Origin of the sequence: Mycobacterium sp. SMC-16, from assembly GCF_046250085.1 — a bacterium.
Taxonomy (GTDB): domain Bacteria; phylum Actinomycetota; class Actinomycetes; order Mycobacteriales; family Mycobacteriaceae; genus Mycobacterium; species Mycobacterium phocaicum.
This window is the reverse complement of sequence record NZ_CP176427.1, coordinates 4391684-4407668: the sequence shown is the minus strand read 5'-3', so window position 1 is coordinate 4407668 and position 15985 is coordinate 4391684. Positions and strand designations below refer to the sequence as shown.

Here is a 15985-nt window from a genome sequence, read left to right as displayed (position 1 = left end):
TGACTGTGACATTCGTGGTCAGTGGATACCCGCCGGTTGCAGGCACGCGGCGGCGATCTCGCGCAGGCCTTCATTGATGGCGCCATCGCTGCTCAGCGGGGCCAGCACCGCCGCTTCAGCGGCCGACATCTCGTCGGCACCCGCGGCGACCAGGTGCGCCGCCGAGACCAGCACGCGCGTCGACGGCGGCTCGAAATGGAAGGCGTCTTCGGCCTGGCGAATGCTGTTGGCGCACTGCACGAGCCGCATGGCGGCGCCGATGTCGATGCCGGATTCGCCGACGAGGACTTCGGCCTCGCGGTCGGGTGGCAGATATGTCATCGCGATGGTGACGAAGCGCTGGCGGAACGACGGCTTGAGGTCCTTGAGCGAATGCCGGTACGCCGGGTTGTACGAGCAGACCAGCAGGAAGGAATCGGGTGCCGGCACCACTTCGCCGGCGCGGTCCAGATAGAGGGTGCGGCGGTGGTCGGTCAGTGAATGCAGGATCGCCAGCGAGTCATGACGCGCCTCCACCACCTCGTCGAGATAACAGATGGCGCCATCTTTGACGGCGCGGGTCAGTGGGCCGTCGGTCCAGAGCACGTCACCGCCGGCGACGACGAACCGGCCGACCAGGTCCGAACTGGTGAGGTCGTCATGACAGCTGATGGTGACCACGGGGCGCCCCAACAGGTTTCCCATGTGCTCGACGAAGCGCGTCTTGCCGCAGCCCGTGGGCCCGGTGAGCATGACCGGCAGCCGACGCTGATACGCCAGACTGAAAGTGGTCATCTCGTCGCCGGCCGGCAGGTATGGCGAATCAGTCATGCGGAAACCAACTCTCGGTGCACGTGCGCCAGGACGCGGGGAAGTTCGTCGATACGGCGGATTCGGCGGGATCGCCGGGAGCCGAAGACCTCGGGCAGTGGATCCACCCGGACCGGTCCCAGCCCCAGGTAGTAGACGCCGACGCCCGCCTCGTCGGCTTCACCGACGGCGTGCGCGACGTCGGCCCACGCGTACCGGCCTTCGTAGCCTTCGTCGGAGATGAGCCCGTCGCCGATCACGATGAGAACCCGGCGCTGCGCGGGCTGGGTCAGGAGGCGGCTGGTCATGTGCCGGATGGGTGCGCCGAGTCGGGTGTAGCCGCCGGTCACCAGGCCGGACCGGCTGGGTAGCGCAAAGTGGTTGTCGCTGAAGTCTTTCAGGCATCGAACCTCGACGCGGTGGCGGGTGTTGCCGCTGAAGACGAAGATGCCGTGGCGCTCGCGAGCCACCGTCATGGCGCGGGAAAGCCCGTCGGCACAGGCCAATTCGAGGTCGAACACCCGGCCCTGATGGATTCCCAGCGACGAGCTGCCGTCCATCAGTACGGCGGTGACGGTGTCGCGCGCACTTGGCAGTAAGGCGCGGAACACCTTCGCCTCCTGCTGTGACCCGGCGCGCCCGTCCGCGTAGGCCGCGACGTAGGCGTCGACATCGAGGTCGCTGCCGTCCTCCAGTCGGTTGATCATCGTGCGGTGGGTCGGCTCATCGAACCAGCGCCGGATGTCGGGCGACGCACCACCGCGGCGGTCGTGCCGGGTCTGTCGCCGTTCCAGGACCGCGACGTGATCGGGCAGGAACTGGCCACGCCACGAATTCCATTCGGGATAGGGGATTCCCGCGCGTTGGTCGGGCCGGATGTCGAGGTCGTCGTCCTCGGGTCGGCTGGCCGGTGGCAGGTTGGCGTTGCGCACGCCGCCCTCGCCGCCGACCGGGATCGACATCAGCCGTTGGGTGTCCGAGCGGGTTGACGACCACGGCATACGGCCGAGGGTGCGCCGGATCGCGCTCGCCAGTGTGCGGGTGGCGGCCGCGCTCAGCGGCGGTGCGCCGAGCAGCGGATGATCGGGCAATCGTTCCCGGGACTGCGCCAAGATATCTGTGCGGGAGAGAATTTCGGTTGCACAGAGGTCCGGATCGGCCGGCTCCAGTTCGGGCAGCACCCGACGCGCCTCGGGAAGCAGGCCGGGCCACCGCCCGGCCACCCAACCCAGTGCCACCGCACCCTCGACCAGGCGGAGCGCAGCGAGTTCGCGCTCGGACAACTGGTGCAGTGGGTACTGCGCGATGCGGTCTTTCGACGGTGCGCACTGCAGGGCAACACCACATGTGTAGGTCCGCAGCGACCAGTCGGGCGCCGGTGCCGGGTAGGGGACGTGGACGACGGAACGGCTTGCGCTCAAACCGAAGTGGCGCAGGTCGCCGGAGATCAGCCGCACCCCGGCCCGTCGTCGCCCGGACAATGCCACCGCGGTCAACGCGCAGGCGCGTTCGAGCTCTGCGGCGGCGATCGATCGGGACACAGGCGGACCGGCCGATTCAGAACGTGCCGATGTTCGAGAACATCCAGTACCAGAACGCGATCAGGGCGGCCATGGCGCCCCATGCGATGGCGAGACGGGCGATCTCCTGCCACATGGTGTCTCCTCCGGTTATCGGGCCGCGATACCTCGCAGCGCGGTGTGGACGAAGTTGTCCAGCAGGGCGGTGCGGATCTGGTCCGCGCCGCGACTCGTGGTCAGCAGGGCATAGAGGCTGAGCAGGAAGTAGACCGCGCTGTGGAACGCGTCGACATCCGCATCGGCCTCCCCGGCCTGGCGGGCCCGTTCGATCTCCTGGACCACCAGCACGATCACCCGGTGGTCGGTCCATTCGTCGTCGAGCGGGCGGTTCGAGGAAAAGTGCAGGGCCAGTACGTCTTTGAAGAGCAGTCGGCCGAGCCGCTGTTCGACGGCCACGATGACCCGGACCACCTCGTTCAGGGCCTCTTCGAGGGTGTGCGGGGTCTGCAGGAACGCGGCGAGCTCGCGGCCGGCCGTCTCCTCCGCTTGGCGTTCGAGCTCGAAGAGCACGTGCTCCTTCGTGGGGAAATGGAAGTAGAACGTGCCGTGTGCGACGCCGGCCGATTTGATGATGGCCCCGACATCGGCATCTGCCATTCCCGTGCGCTTGAACTCGGTGATCGCGGCATCGAGGACGCGCTGGCGGGTTTCCAGCCGTTTGGCTTCTCGCAGCGAAGGTTTGGCGGTGGCGCGGGTCATGGTGGCTCAAGTTGTACCCGCTTTACTGACCTGAGTCAATGACTTGAGTCAGCCATGTTCACAGGAAATTGCCCGCTGGGCAAAGTTGCCCGGTGTGCAAAATTGTCTGTACGGTGGCGGCATGCCCGAATCAGCTGACACCGGTCTGCGCGAACGAAAGAAGCTCGACACCCGTCGGGCGCTCAGTGACGCGGCGCTGCAGCTGGCGTTCGACCGCGGCGGGCTGGACGCTGTCACGCGCGAGGAGATCGCCGCGCTGGCGGGAGTGTCGTTGCGGACGTTCAACAACTACTTCACCGGTAAGTACGAGGCATTGGCCTACCGCATGGCCGAGCGGATGCAGCGCAGTCTCGCGGTGTTTCGGTCGCGGCCGGCCGATGAGCCGCTGTGGACATCGATCATCGAAGCGATGACGGGCACCCTCGAGGAGGAGATGGTCGACATCACCGGTGCCGATCTCATCCCGGACCGCCGCGAGCTCATCGAAGTGCGAAAACTGCTGATGCGCACCGAAGTCCGTAACGCGGTGCCGCAGATCCTCTACCAGGACTGGGTGGCGGCCATCGCCGAGCGAACGGGTCTTGGTCCCGACGACATGTACCCGCGCCTCGTGGTGGCCGTGGTGCGCGCCATCGGGGACACCGCGATGGAGGCGTACGCGAACGCCGATCCGCCCGTGTCCATCACCAAGCTGATGCGTGCGGGTTTCGACGCCGTCATCGCGGGACTGCCCGAACCGACCAGAACGAAGGAGTGACCATGCCCGCTGACGTCGTGATCTCCGGCGCCGGACCCAACGGCCTGATGATGGCCTGTGAACTGGCCCTCGCCGGCATCAAACCCGTCCTTCTCGACGCGCTGCCCGGACCCGGCGACGAGCCCAAAGCGAACGGCCGTGTCGGACAGGTGATCCGGCAGCTCGACATGCGTGGCCTCTACCAGGCATTCACGGGCGATCCCAACGCGCCGCAACCCGCTTACGGCTGGATGTTCTCCGGCCTGCCGCTGGATTTTGTTGGTGTCGAGGACAATCCGATGCGTGCTGTGCTGATGAAGCAGCCGCGGCTGGTCCAGCTGCTGTACGAGCGGGCACAGGCTCTCGGGGTCGAGGTGCGATGGGGACACGCCGTGACCGCGCTGTCGGCCGGACCTGACGGCGTCACCGTCGACGTGGCCGCGCCCGACGGTCCCTATGTACTGCACGCCGATTGGCTGGTGGGTGCCGACGGCGGCCGTAGCACCGTCCGTAAGCAGTCGGGTATCGGCTTCCCGGGGTACACGTCCCCGACGGTGGCCCGGTTGGCGCATGTGCACATCGCTGACGAGTTCCGCACCGCCGACGGCGAGCTCGACGTACCCGGCTTCGGCCGGATTCCCTTCGGGCACAACCGCTATGACACCGGCATGGTGATCTTCTTCGAGGCGCACGGAGATCCGCCGATGCTGGGCACGCTGGAGTTCGGTTCGCTGGCGGACGACGCGCTGGGGGAGTTGACCTACGACGAGCTGAGGCAGAGCCTGCGGCGGGTGCTCGGGGTCGACGTGCCGTTCGACGTTCCGGCCGGGCCCGGTCCGTTCGCGAAGCGCCGCGTCGACGGCCAGAACACCCGGCAGGCCGACGCGTACCGGTCCGGCCGCATTCTGCTGATCGGTGATGCCGCACACGTGCATTCGGCGATGGGTGGTCCGGGGCTCAACCTCGGTCTGCAGGACACCCTGAATCTGGGCTGGAAGCTGGCTGCCGTCATCAACGGCTGGGCGCCGGAGGAATTGATCGACACGTATGAGTCCGAGCGTTATCCGGTCGGCGAGCGCGTCATGATGCACTCTCTGGCGCAGATCGCGCTCACCGCGCCCGGACCCGAGGTGCGCGCCCTGCGCACGCTTCTCGGTGAACTCTTCCAGCTGCCCGACGCCACCGCACATATGGCCGGACTACTGGCGGGGGCCGACGTGCGCTACGAGATGGGCGGCACCACCCACCGCCTCACCGGATTCATGGTGCCGGACGAGACGATGGACGACGGGCGCCGGCTCACCGACCTGCTACACAGCGGTCGGGGCGTGGTCCTCGACCTGTCCGGCGGTGCGGCGGCCGCGGCCGCCGCACCGTGGGAGCGGCGCGTCGACACGGTGGAAGCCGCCATGGCGGACGGGCCTGCCGCCATGCTGATCCGGCCCGACGGTTATGTCGCTTGGGCGGCAGACACTTTCGGGGCCGAAGACGCGGAGCACCTGCGGGCCGCGCTAGCGCGCTGGTTCGGTCCGGCCGAGATCAGCGCCTGAGCGCCCGGCGTGCGACGCCGGGGTGGGCGGCGAGCCTGGGGCCGAGCAGCAGGGCGAAGACCGTCACCGCAAGCCACGGCCGCAGGTGCGGTCGCAGCCGCCGGATCAACCCCGTATCGTCGACTTCGAACACCAGGGCATCGGTGATGGTCAGTCCCGCGATCCGTCCGCGACTCACCGCGACGCGCGTGGGACCGTCGCCGATGACGTTCTCCCACTCCAGGTTTCGCATCCCGGCATATACCGCGGTCAGGAGCACCCGGAGGTCGTCGCGGCCGCGGAACACCATGCGCCCGGACAGCGGGGAGATCAGCTCGGCGTCGGGTGCGAGTGCGGCGATGAACCGGTCGACGTCACCGCTGCGGGTGGCCGCGCAGAACGTCGCGACGGAATCTGTGCTTGTCGTCATCAGGACCCCCTGAGCGTCACTTGTTATTTGCAACCCACTCATTCAGAGTCCATTGCAGAAAGCAATGGACTACGCTTGTGCAGTGTCCAAACAGTCCTTCGGCGACATCTCCTGCTCGATCGCGCGGACGCTCGACATCGTGGGCCCACGGTGGACGGCCCTGGTGCTGCGGGACCTGTTCGCGGGGATGGCCCGGTTCGAAGACATCCGTCGTGATCTCGGCATCGCATCGAACGTGCTGGCCGCGCGGTTGGAGGACCTGGAGCGCCACGGAATCGTGACACGGCGCCAATACCAAAGTGCGCCTCCGCGTTTCGAGTACGTGCTCACCGACAAGGGACGCGACCTCTACCCGGTGATCGCGACCCTGCTCGCGTGGGGTGACAAGTGGACGGCCGGCGAGGGTGGGCCGCCGGCGCTACTTGTTCACGATGAATGCGGCTGTGTCACAACGGCAAAGGCCGTCTGTGCCGAATGTGGCGGGGAGCTCGGGGCGCTGACGACGACCGCGGTGCCCGGCCCCGGCGCGCACGTCGGCCCGGGCACCGCGGTGATCGGAGGTTTTCTGGCTCCCGGTGAACCGGGCGCCTAGGAGCGTGGGTCAGTAACGGTTTGGGTGGGTTATGTGAGCATGCGGTGAGATCGCCAGATCGACATTTGTGATCTGGCGGCACATTCGTCGTGTGTGCCGATGCATCGGTGTGTTTGGCGGTGTGGTGGATGCGTCCGCAACCCCGTTTACTGGGCGGGCAGTGCGCTGAGCCCGGCAATTCCGATGTGGCCGTGCAGTTTTCGTAGGTTGTGGCAGGCCGCGAGCAGCAGCCATTCGGCGCGGGCCTGCTCAAACCCACGCAGCAGCAGATGTTTGGCGTTCTGCAGGGTCGACATTTGACCGAACACCGGTTCCACGATGGCCTTACGGCGGGCGTACACCCGCTGGCCTTCCTTGGTGGTGAGCTTGCGGGCCATGCGTTGCTTGGCCGTCGCGCCCGCGGGGATGCGACCCCGCGGAGCCACCGGCACCGGGTCATCGCGACGACGCCGACCGGGTGCGATGAAAAACTCGGTCCCGCAGGTGGCGGTGTATTCGGCCGCGGCATCGCAGTTGGCGGCACTGCTGTAACCGGCATCAGCGAGCACCTGGGCGGGCACCACACCGGTATTGGCCACCACCTGGTGTGTCATCGGCATCAACGTGGCGATATCGGTGGCGTTGGTGCCCAACTCGGCGGCCACGATCACCTGATGATCGGCATCCACCACGGCCGCGGCGTTGTAGCACTGATGAAACGCCCCATCAGCGGTGAGCATGATCTTGGAGTCCGGATCGGTGAAATTACGCTGCGCCTTGGGTTTGGGCGTGGCCGTGGCCGCCGCCTCTGCTCCCTTGCCGGTGGTGGTGTCGTCATCATCGCCACGCTCACGGGCCTTGGCTTCGGCCTGTTCGCGGGCCGCCTCGGCGGCCTCGGCCTCCAGCGCGGCCTTGGCTTCCCGGATCTTGACCAGCCGGGTTTCGCGCCGGGCCAGTTCGGCGGGCAGCTCATCACCGCGCCGGTCCTTGCCGAACTGCCGGTCCTCGGCTTTGTCGATGCGTTCGGCCTCGGCCAACAACGCCGACACCTCGACGGCGAGCGCCTTTTCTTTCTCGGTCATCCGGGCATAACTCATCGCTTTGCGTTTGGACGCGTTGGCCCGCAGCTTGGTCCCGTCCAGAGCGACCCTGCCCAGGCTGACCATGCCCGCGGCCTGGCACAACGCCAACGCTTGGACGAACAGGTGCCCCAACGCCGACAGATGACGTTTACGGAACCGGGCGATCGCCCGGTAGTCCGGGGCCGACCCGGCAGCCAGCCACCGAAACGGCACCTCATCAACACATTTGCGTTCCAGGGCCCGCGATGAACGCACCCCCGTGGTGTAGCCGTACAGCAGGATCCGCACCATCAACCGCGGATCGTAAGGCGGCCCACCCCGCACCTCGGTATACGCGCCGAGGATCCGCGACAGGTCCAGGTACTCATCGACCAGCTCAGCGACGAACCGGGCCAGATGCTCGGTGGGCAGCCAGTCATCCAACGATGGCGGCAACAGCAACCCCTGATCCGGATCGAACCGGCGAAACGTCTTGTCCACCGGCGCTTTCGGCGCCCCGGAATGTGAATCCACACGCTGGCGCGGGTCTACCTCGAACAACCCGTCCACATCGAGATCATCAGGCACACCCCATCATCGCCCGCACCCGACCATCAACCCAGCACCCCACCACGCGTGTTACTGACCCACGCTCCTAGGCCAGCGTCGCCCGCACGCAGTGCGTCACATACGGCAACGCCAACCCGGTGCTGCTGGCCAGCGCCGGATGTGTGCTGAGGAGCTCGCGTACCTCGCCCAATACCTTGCGGCGTACATCGGCGGGCGAGGTGATGCAGTAGCTCCGGGACGCGACGAGGTCCAGAAGCGCTTGCGGGGTAAGGTAACTCGTCCACTCGAAGCGGTGGGTCTCGATGTCGGTGAAGTCGCCGCACAGTGAGTCGGCCGACGGGTCGTGCTCGCAGCCGATGATGCGGTTCAATTCCTTGACCCAGCCCAGCCGCTCGTCGCGGATGTTCCAGACCAGACCCAGCCGGCCGCCCGGCCGCAGCACTCGGGCCACTTCGGCCGCGGCCCGTTCCGGGTCGAACCAGTGCCAGGCCTGCGCGACCAGGACCGCGTCGACATTGTTGTCGGGCAACGGGATTTCCTCGGCCGTGCCGAGCAGCGCCGGCACCGACGGCAACGACCCGCTGAGTACCTCGAGCATCTCGGGGATGGGGTCGACGGCAGTGACCGCCAGGCCGCGCTCGGCCAGCCGGACGGTCAGCTTGCCGGTACCGGCGCCGAGGTCGAGGACGTCGACGGACCCCGCGGGCAGCAGCCAGTTGATGGACTCCGGCGGATAGGACGGCCGTCCGCGTTCGTACGCGGCGGCCTGCTCCCCGAAGGACAGCGAGCGTTCGCCCGTCACCGGGACGCCAAGTCCAGGGTCTGGCGGATCAACAGGCCCACCTTGTCGGTCTCGACCAGGAAACCGTCGTGGCCGTAGTCGGACTCGATGACCTCGAGGCCCGGACAACCCGGCAACAACGTGGCCAGTTCCTCCTGCAGCCGAATGGGATACAGCCGGTCGGACGTGATGCCGCCGACGATCACCGGCACCGGACAGGACCGCAGGGCCGCCGCGACCCCGCCGCGTCCGCGCCCGACATCGTGACTGCTCAGCGCATCCGTCAGCGCGACATACGTGCCCGCATCGAACCGTGCGGCCAGCTTGCGGCCCTGGTACTCCAGGTAGCTCTCGACCGCGTAAAGGCCGTCGCTGGAACTCTTTTCGTGGTTCTGTGCGGTGTTGCGGAACCGGTCGTCGAGTTCCTTCTCGCCGCGGTACGTCAGGTGCGCGAAACGGCGGGCGATCTGGATGCCGTCGTCCGGCGTGAGACCCGTCAGGTAGTAGTCGCCGCCGGCCCAGTTCGGGTCGGCCTTGATGGCCGCGACCTGCGCGCACTGCGTGCCGATCTGGTCGGCGGTGGCCCGGGCGCCGACCGCCAGCACCAGCCCGGCCCGCACCGTGTCGGGGTGTCCCACAAGCCATTCCAGCGCCCGCGCGCCGCCCATCGAGCCACCGACGACCGCGGCCACCTGGGTGATGCCGAGGGCGGCCAGCGCCGCCAGGTCGGCGTTAACCTGGTCGCGCACGGTGATGGTGGGAAACCTTGAGCCCCAGGGCTTTCCATCGGGAGCGAGCGAGCTGGGGCCCGTCGAGCCGCGGCAGCCGCCGAGCACGTTGGTGGCGATGGCGCACCAGCGGTCGGTGTCGATCGGGGCACCCGGACCGGCGACGCCGTCCCACCAGCCGCCCGTCGGATGGTCCGGCCCGGCCGGCCCGGTGACGTGGGAGTCACCGGTCAGCGCGTGCAGCACCATCACGACGTTGTCGGCGGCGGGGGACAGCTCACCCCAGCGCTGTACCGCGATGGACACGTCGGGCAGCACGATGCCGCTCTCCAGCGTCAGCGAGCCGATGTTCACCACACCGGTTTCGCCTTCGGCAGGCAGCAGCGGCGCTGCGGAGATGTCAGACACGGGCACGTCGATAATCGTCACACCAAGGCCGCCTTTCGGTCGGCACCCCCCACCGATCCAGCAGCAGCGAAGCCCTGCTCCAGGTCGGCGAGGATGTCTTCGATGCCCTCGATGCCGACAGCCAGCCGCACCAGGCCCGGGGTGACTCCGGAAGCCAGCTGCTCCTCGGCGGTCAGCTGCTGGTGCGTCGTCGACGCGGGGTGGATCACCAGCGACCGGACGTCACCGATGTTGGCGACGTGGCTGTGCAGCGTCAGGGCGTTCACGAACGCCTTGCCCGCCTCGACGCCACCGGTCAGTTCGAACGACAGCACCGCACCGGTGCCCTTGGGGGCCAGCTTGCGGCCCAGCTCGTACCACGGGGACGACGGCAGGCCGGCGTAGTTCACCGAGAGCACGTCCGGGCGGCCCTCGAGGTACTCGGCGACCTTCTGCGCGTTGGACACATGGCGTTCAACGCGCAGAGACAGCGTTTCCAATCCCTGCGCGATGAGGAAGGAGTTGAAGGGGGCGGCGGCGCTGCCCAGATCGCGCAGCAGCTGCACGCGCGCCTTGAGCGCGTAGGCCGGTGCGCCCAGCTCGGCGAACACCACACCGTGGTAGCTCGGGTCGGGCTCGGTGAAGCCGGGGAACTTGCCGTTGGTCCAGTCGAAGGTGCCACCGTCGACGATGACGCCGGCGATCGCCGAGCCGTGCCCGCCCAGGTACTTGGTGGCCGAGTGCACGACGATGTCGGCGCCGTGAGCCAGCGGCTGGATCAGGTACGGGGTGGCGACGGTGTTGTCGACGATCAGCGGCACGCCGTTGTCGTGCGCGACGCCCGAAACACCAGGAATGTCGAGCACATCAATTTTTGGGTTGGAGATGGTCTCGGCGAAGAACGCCTTGGTGTTCGGGCGGACGGCGGCGCGCCACGAATCGAGGTCGTCGGGGTCCGCCACGAAGCTGACGTCGACGCCGAGCTTGGGCAGCGTGTAGTGCAGCAGGTTGTAGGTGCCGCCGTACAGCCGCGGTGAGGCCACCACGTGGTCGCCGGTGCCGGCGATGTTCAGGATCGCGAAGGTCGCGGCAGCCTGCCCGGACGACAGGAACAGTGCGGCGACACCGCCCTCGAGAGCGGCGACGCGCTGCTCGACCACATCGGTGGTCGGGTTCATGATGCGGGTGTAGATGTTGCCCGGCTCGGCCAGCCCGAACAGGGCAGCGGCGTGGTCGGTGTCGCGGAACGTGTACGACGTCGTCTGGTAGATCGGCAGCGCCCGGGCATTGGTGGCGCTGTCGGGGCTCTGACCTGCGTGGATCTGCTTCGTCTCGAAGCTCCAGCGCGCGGTGGGGTCGATGGCCTCAGTGGTCATGTTAGGGGTGTCTCCTGTGAGTTTTTAGGTACGACGAAGGGGTGCGCGAACTCGCACGAATCACAGACAGCGACGCATAGGAAGCCTCCACTCACCCAGTCATCCGGGTCCGTGGTGGCGGACCCGCGCTTGCCTCGCAGCCGATGTACGGCTGCTCAACCTGGTCGTCTCCCGGGGCACCCCACCGCGGATGGAGGGTTGCCGGCCAGCAAGCCGGGGCTTGACGCTGGCACTCATGACCGGACTCGAGGGTAACTCACGAGGCCGGGCAACTGCTAGCTGGTGCCGTCCGGTGGGCGGGACACGGCGTGTCGTCGTCGGTCCGCTTCGCGCAGCCTGTCGGTATCGATCCAGATCTGTGCATGACAGACCGGACCACCGGAAACTCGCCCCGCCGGTCACGGTAGTTTCGTAACCGTCGTGCGACGGGGTAGTCATGTGCAGACGCCGGACTCGACATAGATTTTCGTACGTACCGTCCGTGACGCCGGGAGAGTGACCATGAGTGGCGAGAAACCATCCATCATCTACACGTTGACCGACGAGGCGCCGCTGCTCGCGACGTACGCGTTCCTGCCGGTCGTCCGCACCTTCGCCGGCGCCGCCGGTATCGACGTCCAGACCAGTGACATCTCGGTGGCGGCCCGCATCCTCGCCGAGTTCAGCGACTACCTGACCGACGAGCAGAAGGTCCCCGACAACCTCGGCGAGCTGGGCCGGCTGACCCAGTTCCCGGACACCAACATCATCAAGCTGCCCAACATCAGCGCCTCGGTGCCGCAGCTCGTCGCCGCCATCAAGGAGCTCAAGGAGAAGGGCTACAACCTGCCCGACTACCCGGGCGACCCGAAGACCGACGAAGAGAAGGCGATCAAGGACCGCTACGGCAAGTGTCTCGGCAGCGCGGTGAACCCCGTTCTGCGCGAAGGCAACTCGGACCGTCGTGCGCCGAAGGCCGTCAAGGAGTACGCCCGCAAGCACCCGCACAGCATGGGCGAGTGGTCGCAGGCCTCCCGCACGCACGTCGCGACCATGAAGACCGGCGACTTCTACCACGGCGAGCAGTCCATGACGCTCGACAAGGACCGCCGCGTCAAGATGGTGCTCAAGACCAAGACCGGCAAGACAATTGAGCTCAAGCCCGAGGTCAAGCTCGACGCGGGCGACATCATCGACTCGATGTACATGAGCAAGAAGGCGCTCATCCAGTTCTACGAGGAGCAGATGGAGGACGCCTACAAGACGGGCGTCATGTTCTCCCTGCACGTCAAGGCGACCATGATGAAGGTCAGCCACCCGATCGTGTTCGGCCACGCCGTGCGCATCTTCTACAAGGACGCATTCGCCAAGCACCAGAAGCTGTTTGACGAGCTCGGCGTCAACGTCAACAACGGGCTCTCGGACCTGTACGACAAGATTTCGACGCTGCCCAAGTCGCTGCACGACGAGATCGTCGACGACCTGCACAAGTGCCACGAGCACCGCCCCGAGCTGGCGATGGTCGACTCGGCTCGCGGCATCACCAACTTCCACTCGCCGTCCGACGTCATCGTCGACGCCTCGATGCCGGCCATGATCCGGCTCGGCGGCAAGATGTACGGCGCCGACGGAAAGCTCAAGGACACCAAGGCCGTCAACCCCGAGTCGACGTTCTCCCGGATGTACCAGGAGATCATCAACTTCTGTAAGACGCACGGCCAGTTCGACCCGCGGACCATGGGCACCGTGCCCAACGTCGGTCTGATGGCGCAGAAGGCCGAGGAGTACGGCAGCCACGACAAGACCTTCGAGATTCCCGAAGACGGCATTGCCAACATCGTTGACATCGACAGCGGCGAGGTGTTGCTGACCACCGCGGTGGAAGAGGGTGACATCTGGCGCATGCCGGTCGTCAAGGACCTGCCGATCCGCGACTGGGTCAAGCTGGCCGTCACCCGCGCCCGGCTCTCGGGCATGCCCGTGGTGTTCTGGCTGGATCAGGAGCGTCCGCACGAGGCCGAGCTGCGCAAGAAGGTCGCGACCTACCTCAAGGACCACGACACCGAGGGCCTCGACATCTCCGTGATGTCGCAGGAACGCGCCATGCGGCACACCATCGAGCGGGCCATGCGCGGTCAGGACACGATCGCCGCGACCGGCAACATCCTGCGCGACTACCTCACCGATCTGTTCCCGATCCTGGAGCTGGGTACCAGCGCCAAGATGCTGTCGATCGTGCCGCTGATGGCCGGTGGCGGCCTGTACGAGACGGGCGCCGGCGGTTCGGCACCCAAGCACGTGCAGCAGCTGGTCGAGGAGAACCACCTGCGCTGGGACTCCCTCGGTGAGTTCCTGGCCCTGGGCGCCAGCCTGGAGGACCTGGGCAACAAGACCGACGATGCCAAGGCCCTGCTGCTGGCCAAGACGCTCGACAGCGCGACCGGAAAGCTGTTGGACGAGAACAAGAGTCCGTCGCGGCGCACCGGCGAGCTGGACAACCGCGGCAGCCAGTTCTACCTCGCCATGTACTGGGCGCAGGAGCTGGCCAAGCAGACCGAGGACGCCGAGCTGGCCGCCAAGTTCGCTCCGCTGGCCAAGACCCTGGCCGAGAACGAGGAGAAGATCGTCGCGGAACTGGCTGCGGCACAAGGCAGCGCGGCCGACATCGGCGGGTACTACGCGCCGGACCCGGAGAAGACGACGGCCGTGATGCGGCCGAGCGCCACTTTCAACGCGGCGCTGGCTTCCGCTCAGGAGTAATCGCTCATCGCGCGACAATGCACCCGGGGCGTATTTGCCCCGGGTGCATTGTCGTACCGGGACGTTAGGGTTCTGCTTCGTGATCGTCACCACCATCAACGTCAACGGCATCCGCGCCGCGGTCAAAGAGCGCTCGGCGGAGAACCTCGGGCTGCTGCCGTGGCTGAAGGACACCACGTCCGACGTCATCTGCCTGCAGGAGACCCGGGCCGACGACGCGCAGCTGACGCAGGCCCTGGCGCCCGCGCTGGATGCGGGCTGGCAGCTGGCGTCGGCCGAGCCGTCTGCCAAGGGCCGCAACGGCGTGGCGGTGCTGTCGCGGGCCCCCATCACCGCGGTGCGGGTGGGGCTCAGCCCGGACTGTGAATTCGTCGCGCACGGGCGGTATGTGGAGGTCGACACCGACGGCGTCACGGTCGCCAGCGTCTACGTGCCCACCGGTGAGGCCGAGACCGACAAGCAGGTGGAGAAGGAGCGCTTCATGGTGGCGCTCGCCGGCCGGATGGCCGAGCTGACCCGCAAGCGCCGCGACGTGGTGATCTGCGGCGACTGGAACATCTGCGCGACGGAACTGGACCTGAAGGCGTGGAAGGCCAACGTCAAGAAGTCCGGGTTCCTGCCCAGCGAGCGGCAGTGGTTGGCCGAGCTGATGGCTTCCGGCTGGACCGACGTGGTCCGGGAGCTGCACCCCGACGTGCCCGGGCCATACAGCTGGTGGTCATGGCGCGGTAAGGCTTTCGACAACGATGCCGGGTGGCGCATCGACTACCACCTGGCCAACGCCAAGCTGGCGCCCAAAGCCCATGCGGCGCGGGTGGAGCGGGCTGCGGCGTATGCGCTGCGCTGGTCGGACCACGCGCCGGTGACGGTCGAGTACAGCTGATCGGACTCGGCCGCGGTATCGACGATCGTCTGGCGGTCGGCTCAGCTCCGAAGGGGTAGGGCCGACACCAGCGGGGTGTCCACTCCGATGCGACCGAGCGCACTGGCGCCGCCGGGGGAGCCCACGGGCGCGTCGCGTCCGGGGAGTACCTCCTCGAAGAATGCGGCATTGTCAGCGAGGTACGCGAGCTGGTCGTCGGGCAGCTCGTCCTCGTAGTAGATCGCATCGACTCGGCAGATCAGCTTGCAGGCACCGCAATCCACACATTCCTGCGGATTGATGTACAGCGCCCGATCGCCTTGGTAGATGCAGTCGGCCGGGCACTCCTGCACGCAGGACATGTCGGTGACGTCAACGCATTCTCGTCCGATTACGTAAGTCATACGACGGACGGTATCGATGCGGTGGCACTTGACCTCAGTGGCCGAAAGTTACTGATAACAGGGCCGGAAGACCTCAATCTGTTACTGGACGGGATGCAGTGACTCGTCATGGAACGCATCGCCCCACTGCGGATCCCGGCCGAGGTGCTGGAGCAGCCGCTCGAAATCCGTTGTGCTGTCGTCGGTCCGGGCCGGTCCGAACGGCGCATTGGGCATGCTGCGGAAGTCCCCGTCGGGCACGGCAAGGGCCAGGGGGAGGGCTACGGCGACGACGTCGTCGGACAGCGTGAAGGGAACGCCGAGGCCGGCCGCGACGTCCCAGCCGTGCACCGCGTAGTCGATCAGGTGAAATCCGATCGCCATCTCGGCCGGCACCGAGGTGCCCAATTCCGGTAGCGCGAACTGGCTTTCGGGATCGGCGCCGGCGAATGCGTCCAGCACATCGTGGGCGGCCGCGGCGTAATCGCCGACAGGGTCCTGCGTGTCGCGCACGGTGGCGGGATCCCAGAGTGCGAGGTCACTGCCGTGGCCACGGGCGGCGGCCGCGAAGCCGCGGTGCTGGACGGTCATGTGGGCGATGAGGTCGGCCAAATCCCAAGCTGCGCACGGCGTCGGGCGCAGCAGGTCGGCACGACCGACGGTGTTGACGACGTCGATCGAGGCCAGGACGGCGCGGCGATGGGCGGTGAGAAGTTCGGTGGGTAATGTACGCATGAGCTTATCGTATGCAGTCGCATACGATA

Annotated in this window: 15 protein-coding genes and 1 riboswitch; of the genes, 5 read left to right on the top strand and 10 right to left on the bottom strand. The window is 67.1% G+C overall.

Going from position 1 to position 15985, the window contains the following annotated elements:
* Nucleotides 1-18: 18 nt before the first annotated feature.
* The 3 genes from ACJEIK_RS21320 to ACJEIK_RS21310 form a co-directional block, all read right to left on the bottom strand.
* A complete protein-coding gene (locus ACJEIK_RS21320) occupies nt 19-810 on the bottom strand; it encodes a CbbQ/NirQ/NorQ/GpvN family protein (protein ID WP_135355419.1) in 792 nt (263 codons plus the stop codon).
* Nucleotides 807-2330 (bottom strand): nitric oxide reductase activation protein NorD, encoded by a 1524-nt coding sequence (locus ACJEIK_RS21315; protein WP_409430244.1) that lies wholly within the window; start codon nt 2328-2330, stop codon nt 807-809. The genes ACJEIK_RS21320 and ACJEIK_RS21315 overlap by 4 nt, the downstream gene beginning before the upstream one ends.
* A 129-nt stretch (nt 2331-2459) precedes the next feature.
* Nucleotides 2460-3068, bottom strand: a complete 609-nt coding sequence (locus ACJEIK_RS21310) for a TetR/AcrR family transcriptional regulator (RefSeq protein WP_409430243.1) — start codon at nt 3066-3068, stop codon at nt 2460-2462.
* 121 nt (nt 3069-3189) lie between these two features.
* Between ACJEIK_RS21310 and ACJEIK_RS21305 the strand changes: the two genes are divergently transcribed.
* Entirely contained in the window at nt 3190-3825 is a 636-nt protein-coding gene (locus ACJEIK_RS21305) for a TetR family transcriptional regulator (protein ID WP_409430242.1), read from the top strand.
* Between the two features lie 2 nt (nt 3826-3827).
* On the top strand, nt 3828-5354 hold the full coding sequence (locus tag ACJEIK_RS21300) for an FAD-dependent monooxygenase (RefSeq protein ID WP_409430241.1): 1527 nt from the start codon (nt 3828-3830) through the stop codon (nt 5352-5354).
* Here the strand turns inward: ACJEIK_RS21300 and ACJEIK_RS21295 are convergent.
* Nucleotides 5344-5763: a nuclear transport factor 2 family protein gene (locus ACJEIK_RS21295; RefSeq protein ID WP_409430240.1), complete on the bottom strand. Its 420-nt coding sequence runs from the start codon at nt 5761-5763 to the stop codon at nt 5344-5346. The two genes, ACJEIK_RS21300 and ACJEIK_RS21295, sit on opposite strands and share 11 nt — an antisense overlap.
* 82 nt (nt 5764-5845) lie before the next feature.
* Here ACJEIK_RS21295 and ACJEIK_RS21290 point away from each other — a divergent pair, with 82 nt between their 5' ends.
* On the top strand, nt 5846-6355 hold the full coding sequence (locus tag ACJEIK_RS21290; RefSeq protein ID WP_267323805.1) for a helix-turn-helix domain-containing protein: 510 nt from the start codon (nt 5846-5848) through the stop codon (nt 6353-6355).
* A gap of 146 nt (nt 6356-6501) precedes the next feature.
* Here ACJEIK_RS21290 and ACJEIK_RS21285 read toward each other — a convergent pair whose 3' ends face one another.
* The 4 genes from ACJEIK_RS21285 to ACJEIK_RS21270 form a co-directional block, all read right to left on the bottom strand.
* On the bottom strand, nt 6502-7956 hold the full coding sequence (locus ACJEIK_RS21285) for an IS1182 family transposase (protein WP_409431737.1): 1455 nt from the start codon (nt 7954-7956) through the stop codon (nt 6502-6504).
* Between the two features lie 94 nt (nt 7957-8050).
* Nucleotides 8051-8767 (bottom strand): class I SAM-dependent methyltransferase, encoded by a 717-nt coding sequence (locus ACJEIK_RS21280; RefSeq protein WP_267323804.1) that lies wholly within the window; start codon nt 8765-8767, stop codon nt 8051-8053.
* Nucleotides 8764-9903 carry a homoserine O-acetyltransferase gene (locus tag ACJEIK_RS21275; RefSeq protein ID WP_061004893.1) on the bottom strand — a complete coding sequence of 380 codons (1140 nt, stop codon included), beginning with the start codon at nt 9901-9903 and terminating at the stop codon, nt 8764-8766. The genes ACJEIK_RS21280 and ACJEIK_RS21275 overlap by 4 nt, the downstream gene beginning before the upstream one ends.
* Complete coding sequence (locus ACJEIK_RS21270; RefSeq protein ID WP_267323803.1) at nt 9900-11237, bottom strand: bifunctional o-acetylhomoserine/o-acetylserine sulfhydrylase; 1338 nt, start codon at nt 11235-11237, stop codon at nt 9900-9902. Before ACJEIK_RS21270 ends, ACJEIK_RS21275 begins: the two co-directional genes overlap by 4 nt.
* A gap of 120 nt (nt 11238-11357) precedes the next feature.
* A riboswitch (SAM riboswitch) is annotated at nt 11358-11478 on the bottom strand.
* 260 nt (nt 11479-11738) lie between these two features.
* Between ACJEIK_RS21270 and ACJEIK_RS21265 the strand changes: the two genes are divergently transcribed.
* Both ACJEIK_RS21265 and ACJEIK_RS21260 read left to right on the top strand, forming a co-directional pair.
* Nucleotides 11739-13976 carry an NADP-dependent isocitrate dehydrogenase gene (locus tag ACJEIK_RS21265; protein WP_133427750.1) on the top strand — a complete coding sequence of 746 codons (2238 nt, stop codon included), beginning with the start codon at nt 11739-11741 and terminating at the stop codon, nt 13974-13976.
* Nucleotides 13977-14055: 79 nt separating this feature from the next.
* Nucleotides 14056-14859, top strand: a complete 804-nt coding sequence (locus ACJEIK_RS21260; RefSeq protein ID WP_267323802.1) for an exodeoxyribonuclease III — start codon at nt 14056-14058, stop codon at nt 14857-14859.
* Nucleotides 14860-14900: 41 nt separating this feature from the next.
* Here the strand turns inward: ACJEIK_RS21260 and fdxA are convergent, their stop codons facing one another.
* Both fdxA and ACJEIK_RS21250 read right to left on the bottom strand, forming a co-directional pair.
* Nucleotides 14901-15242 carry a ferredoxin gene (gene fdxA, locus ACJEIK_RS21255; RefSeq protein ID WP_267323801.1) on the bottom strand — a complete coding sequence of 114 codons (342 nt, stop codon included), beginning with the start codon at nt 15240-15242 and terminating at the stop codon, nt 14901-14903.
* A gap of 81 nt (nt 15243-15323) precedes the next feature.
* Nucleotides 15324-15956 carry a TIGR03086 family metal-binding protein gene (locus tag ACJEIK_RS21250; RefSeq protein ID WP_267323800.1) on the bottom strand — a complete coding sequence of 211 codons (633 nt, stop codon included), beginning with the start codon at nt 15954-15956 and terminating at the stop codon, nt 15324-15326.
* Between the last annotated feature and the right edge of the window lie 29 nt (nt 15957-15985).

What these genes read in the sequence shown, in the direction of transcription:
- ACJEIK_RS21310 (WP_409430243.1), bottom strand. Translation starts at nt 3,068, where the DNA reads ATGACCCGCGCCACCGCCAAACCTTCGCTGCGAGAAGCCAAACGGCTG.
- ACJEIK_RS21250 (WP_267323800.1), bottom strand. Translation starts at nt 15,956, where the DNA reads ATGCGTACATTACCCACCGAACTTCTCACCGCCCATCGCCGCGCCGTC.
- ACJEIK_RS21305 (WP_409430242.1), top strand. Translation starts at nt 3,190, where the DNA reads ATGCCCGAATCAGCTGACACCGGTCTGCGCGAACGAAAGAAGCTCGAC.
- fdxA (WP_267323801.1), bottom strand. Translation starts at nt 15,242, where the DNA reads ATGACTTACGTAATCGGACGAGAATGCGTTGACGTCACCGACATGTCC.
- ACJEIK_RS21265 (WP_133427750.1), top strand. Translation starts at nt 11,739, where the DNA reads ATGAGTGGCGAGAAACCATCCATCATCTACACGTTGACCGACGAGGCG.
- ACJEIK_RS21295 (WP_409430240.1), bottom strand. Translation starts at nt 5,763, where the DNA reads ATGACGACAAGCACAGATTCCGTCGCGACGTTCTGCGCGGCCACCCGC.
- ACJEIK_RS21300 (WP_409430241.1), top strand. Translation starts at nt 3,828, where the DNA reads ATGCCCGCTGACGTCGTGATCTCCGGCGCCGGACCCAACGGCCTGATG.
- ACJEIK_RS21270 (WP_267323803.1), bottom strand. Translation starts at nt 11,237, where the DNA reads ATGACCACTGAGGCCATCGACCCCACCGCGCGCTGGAGCTTCGAGACG.
- ACJEIK_RS21320 (WP_135355419.1), bottom strand. Translation starts at nt 810, where the DNA reads ATGACTGATTCGCCATACCTGCCGGCCGGCGACGAGATGACCACTTTC.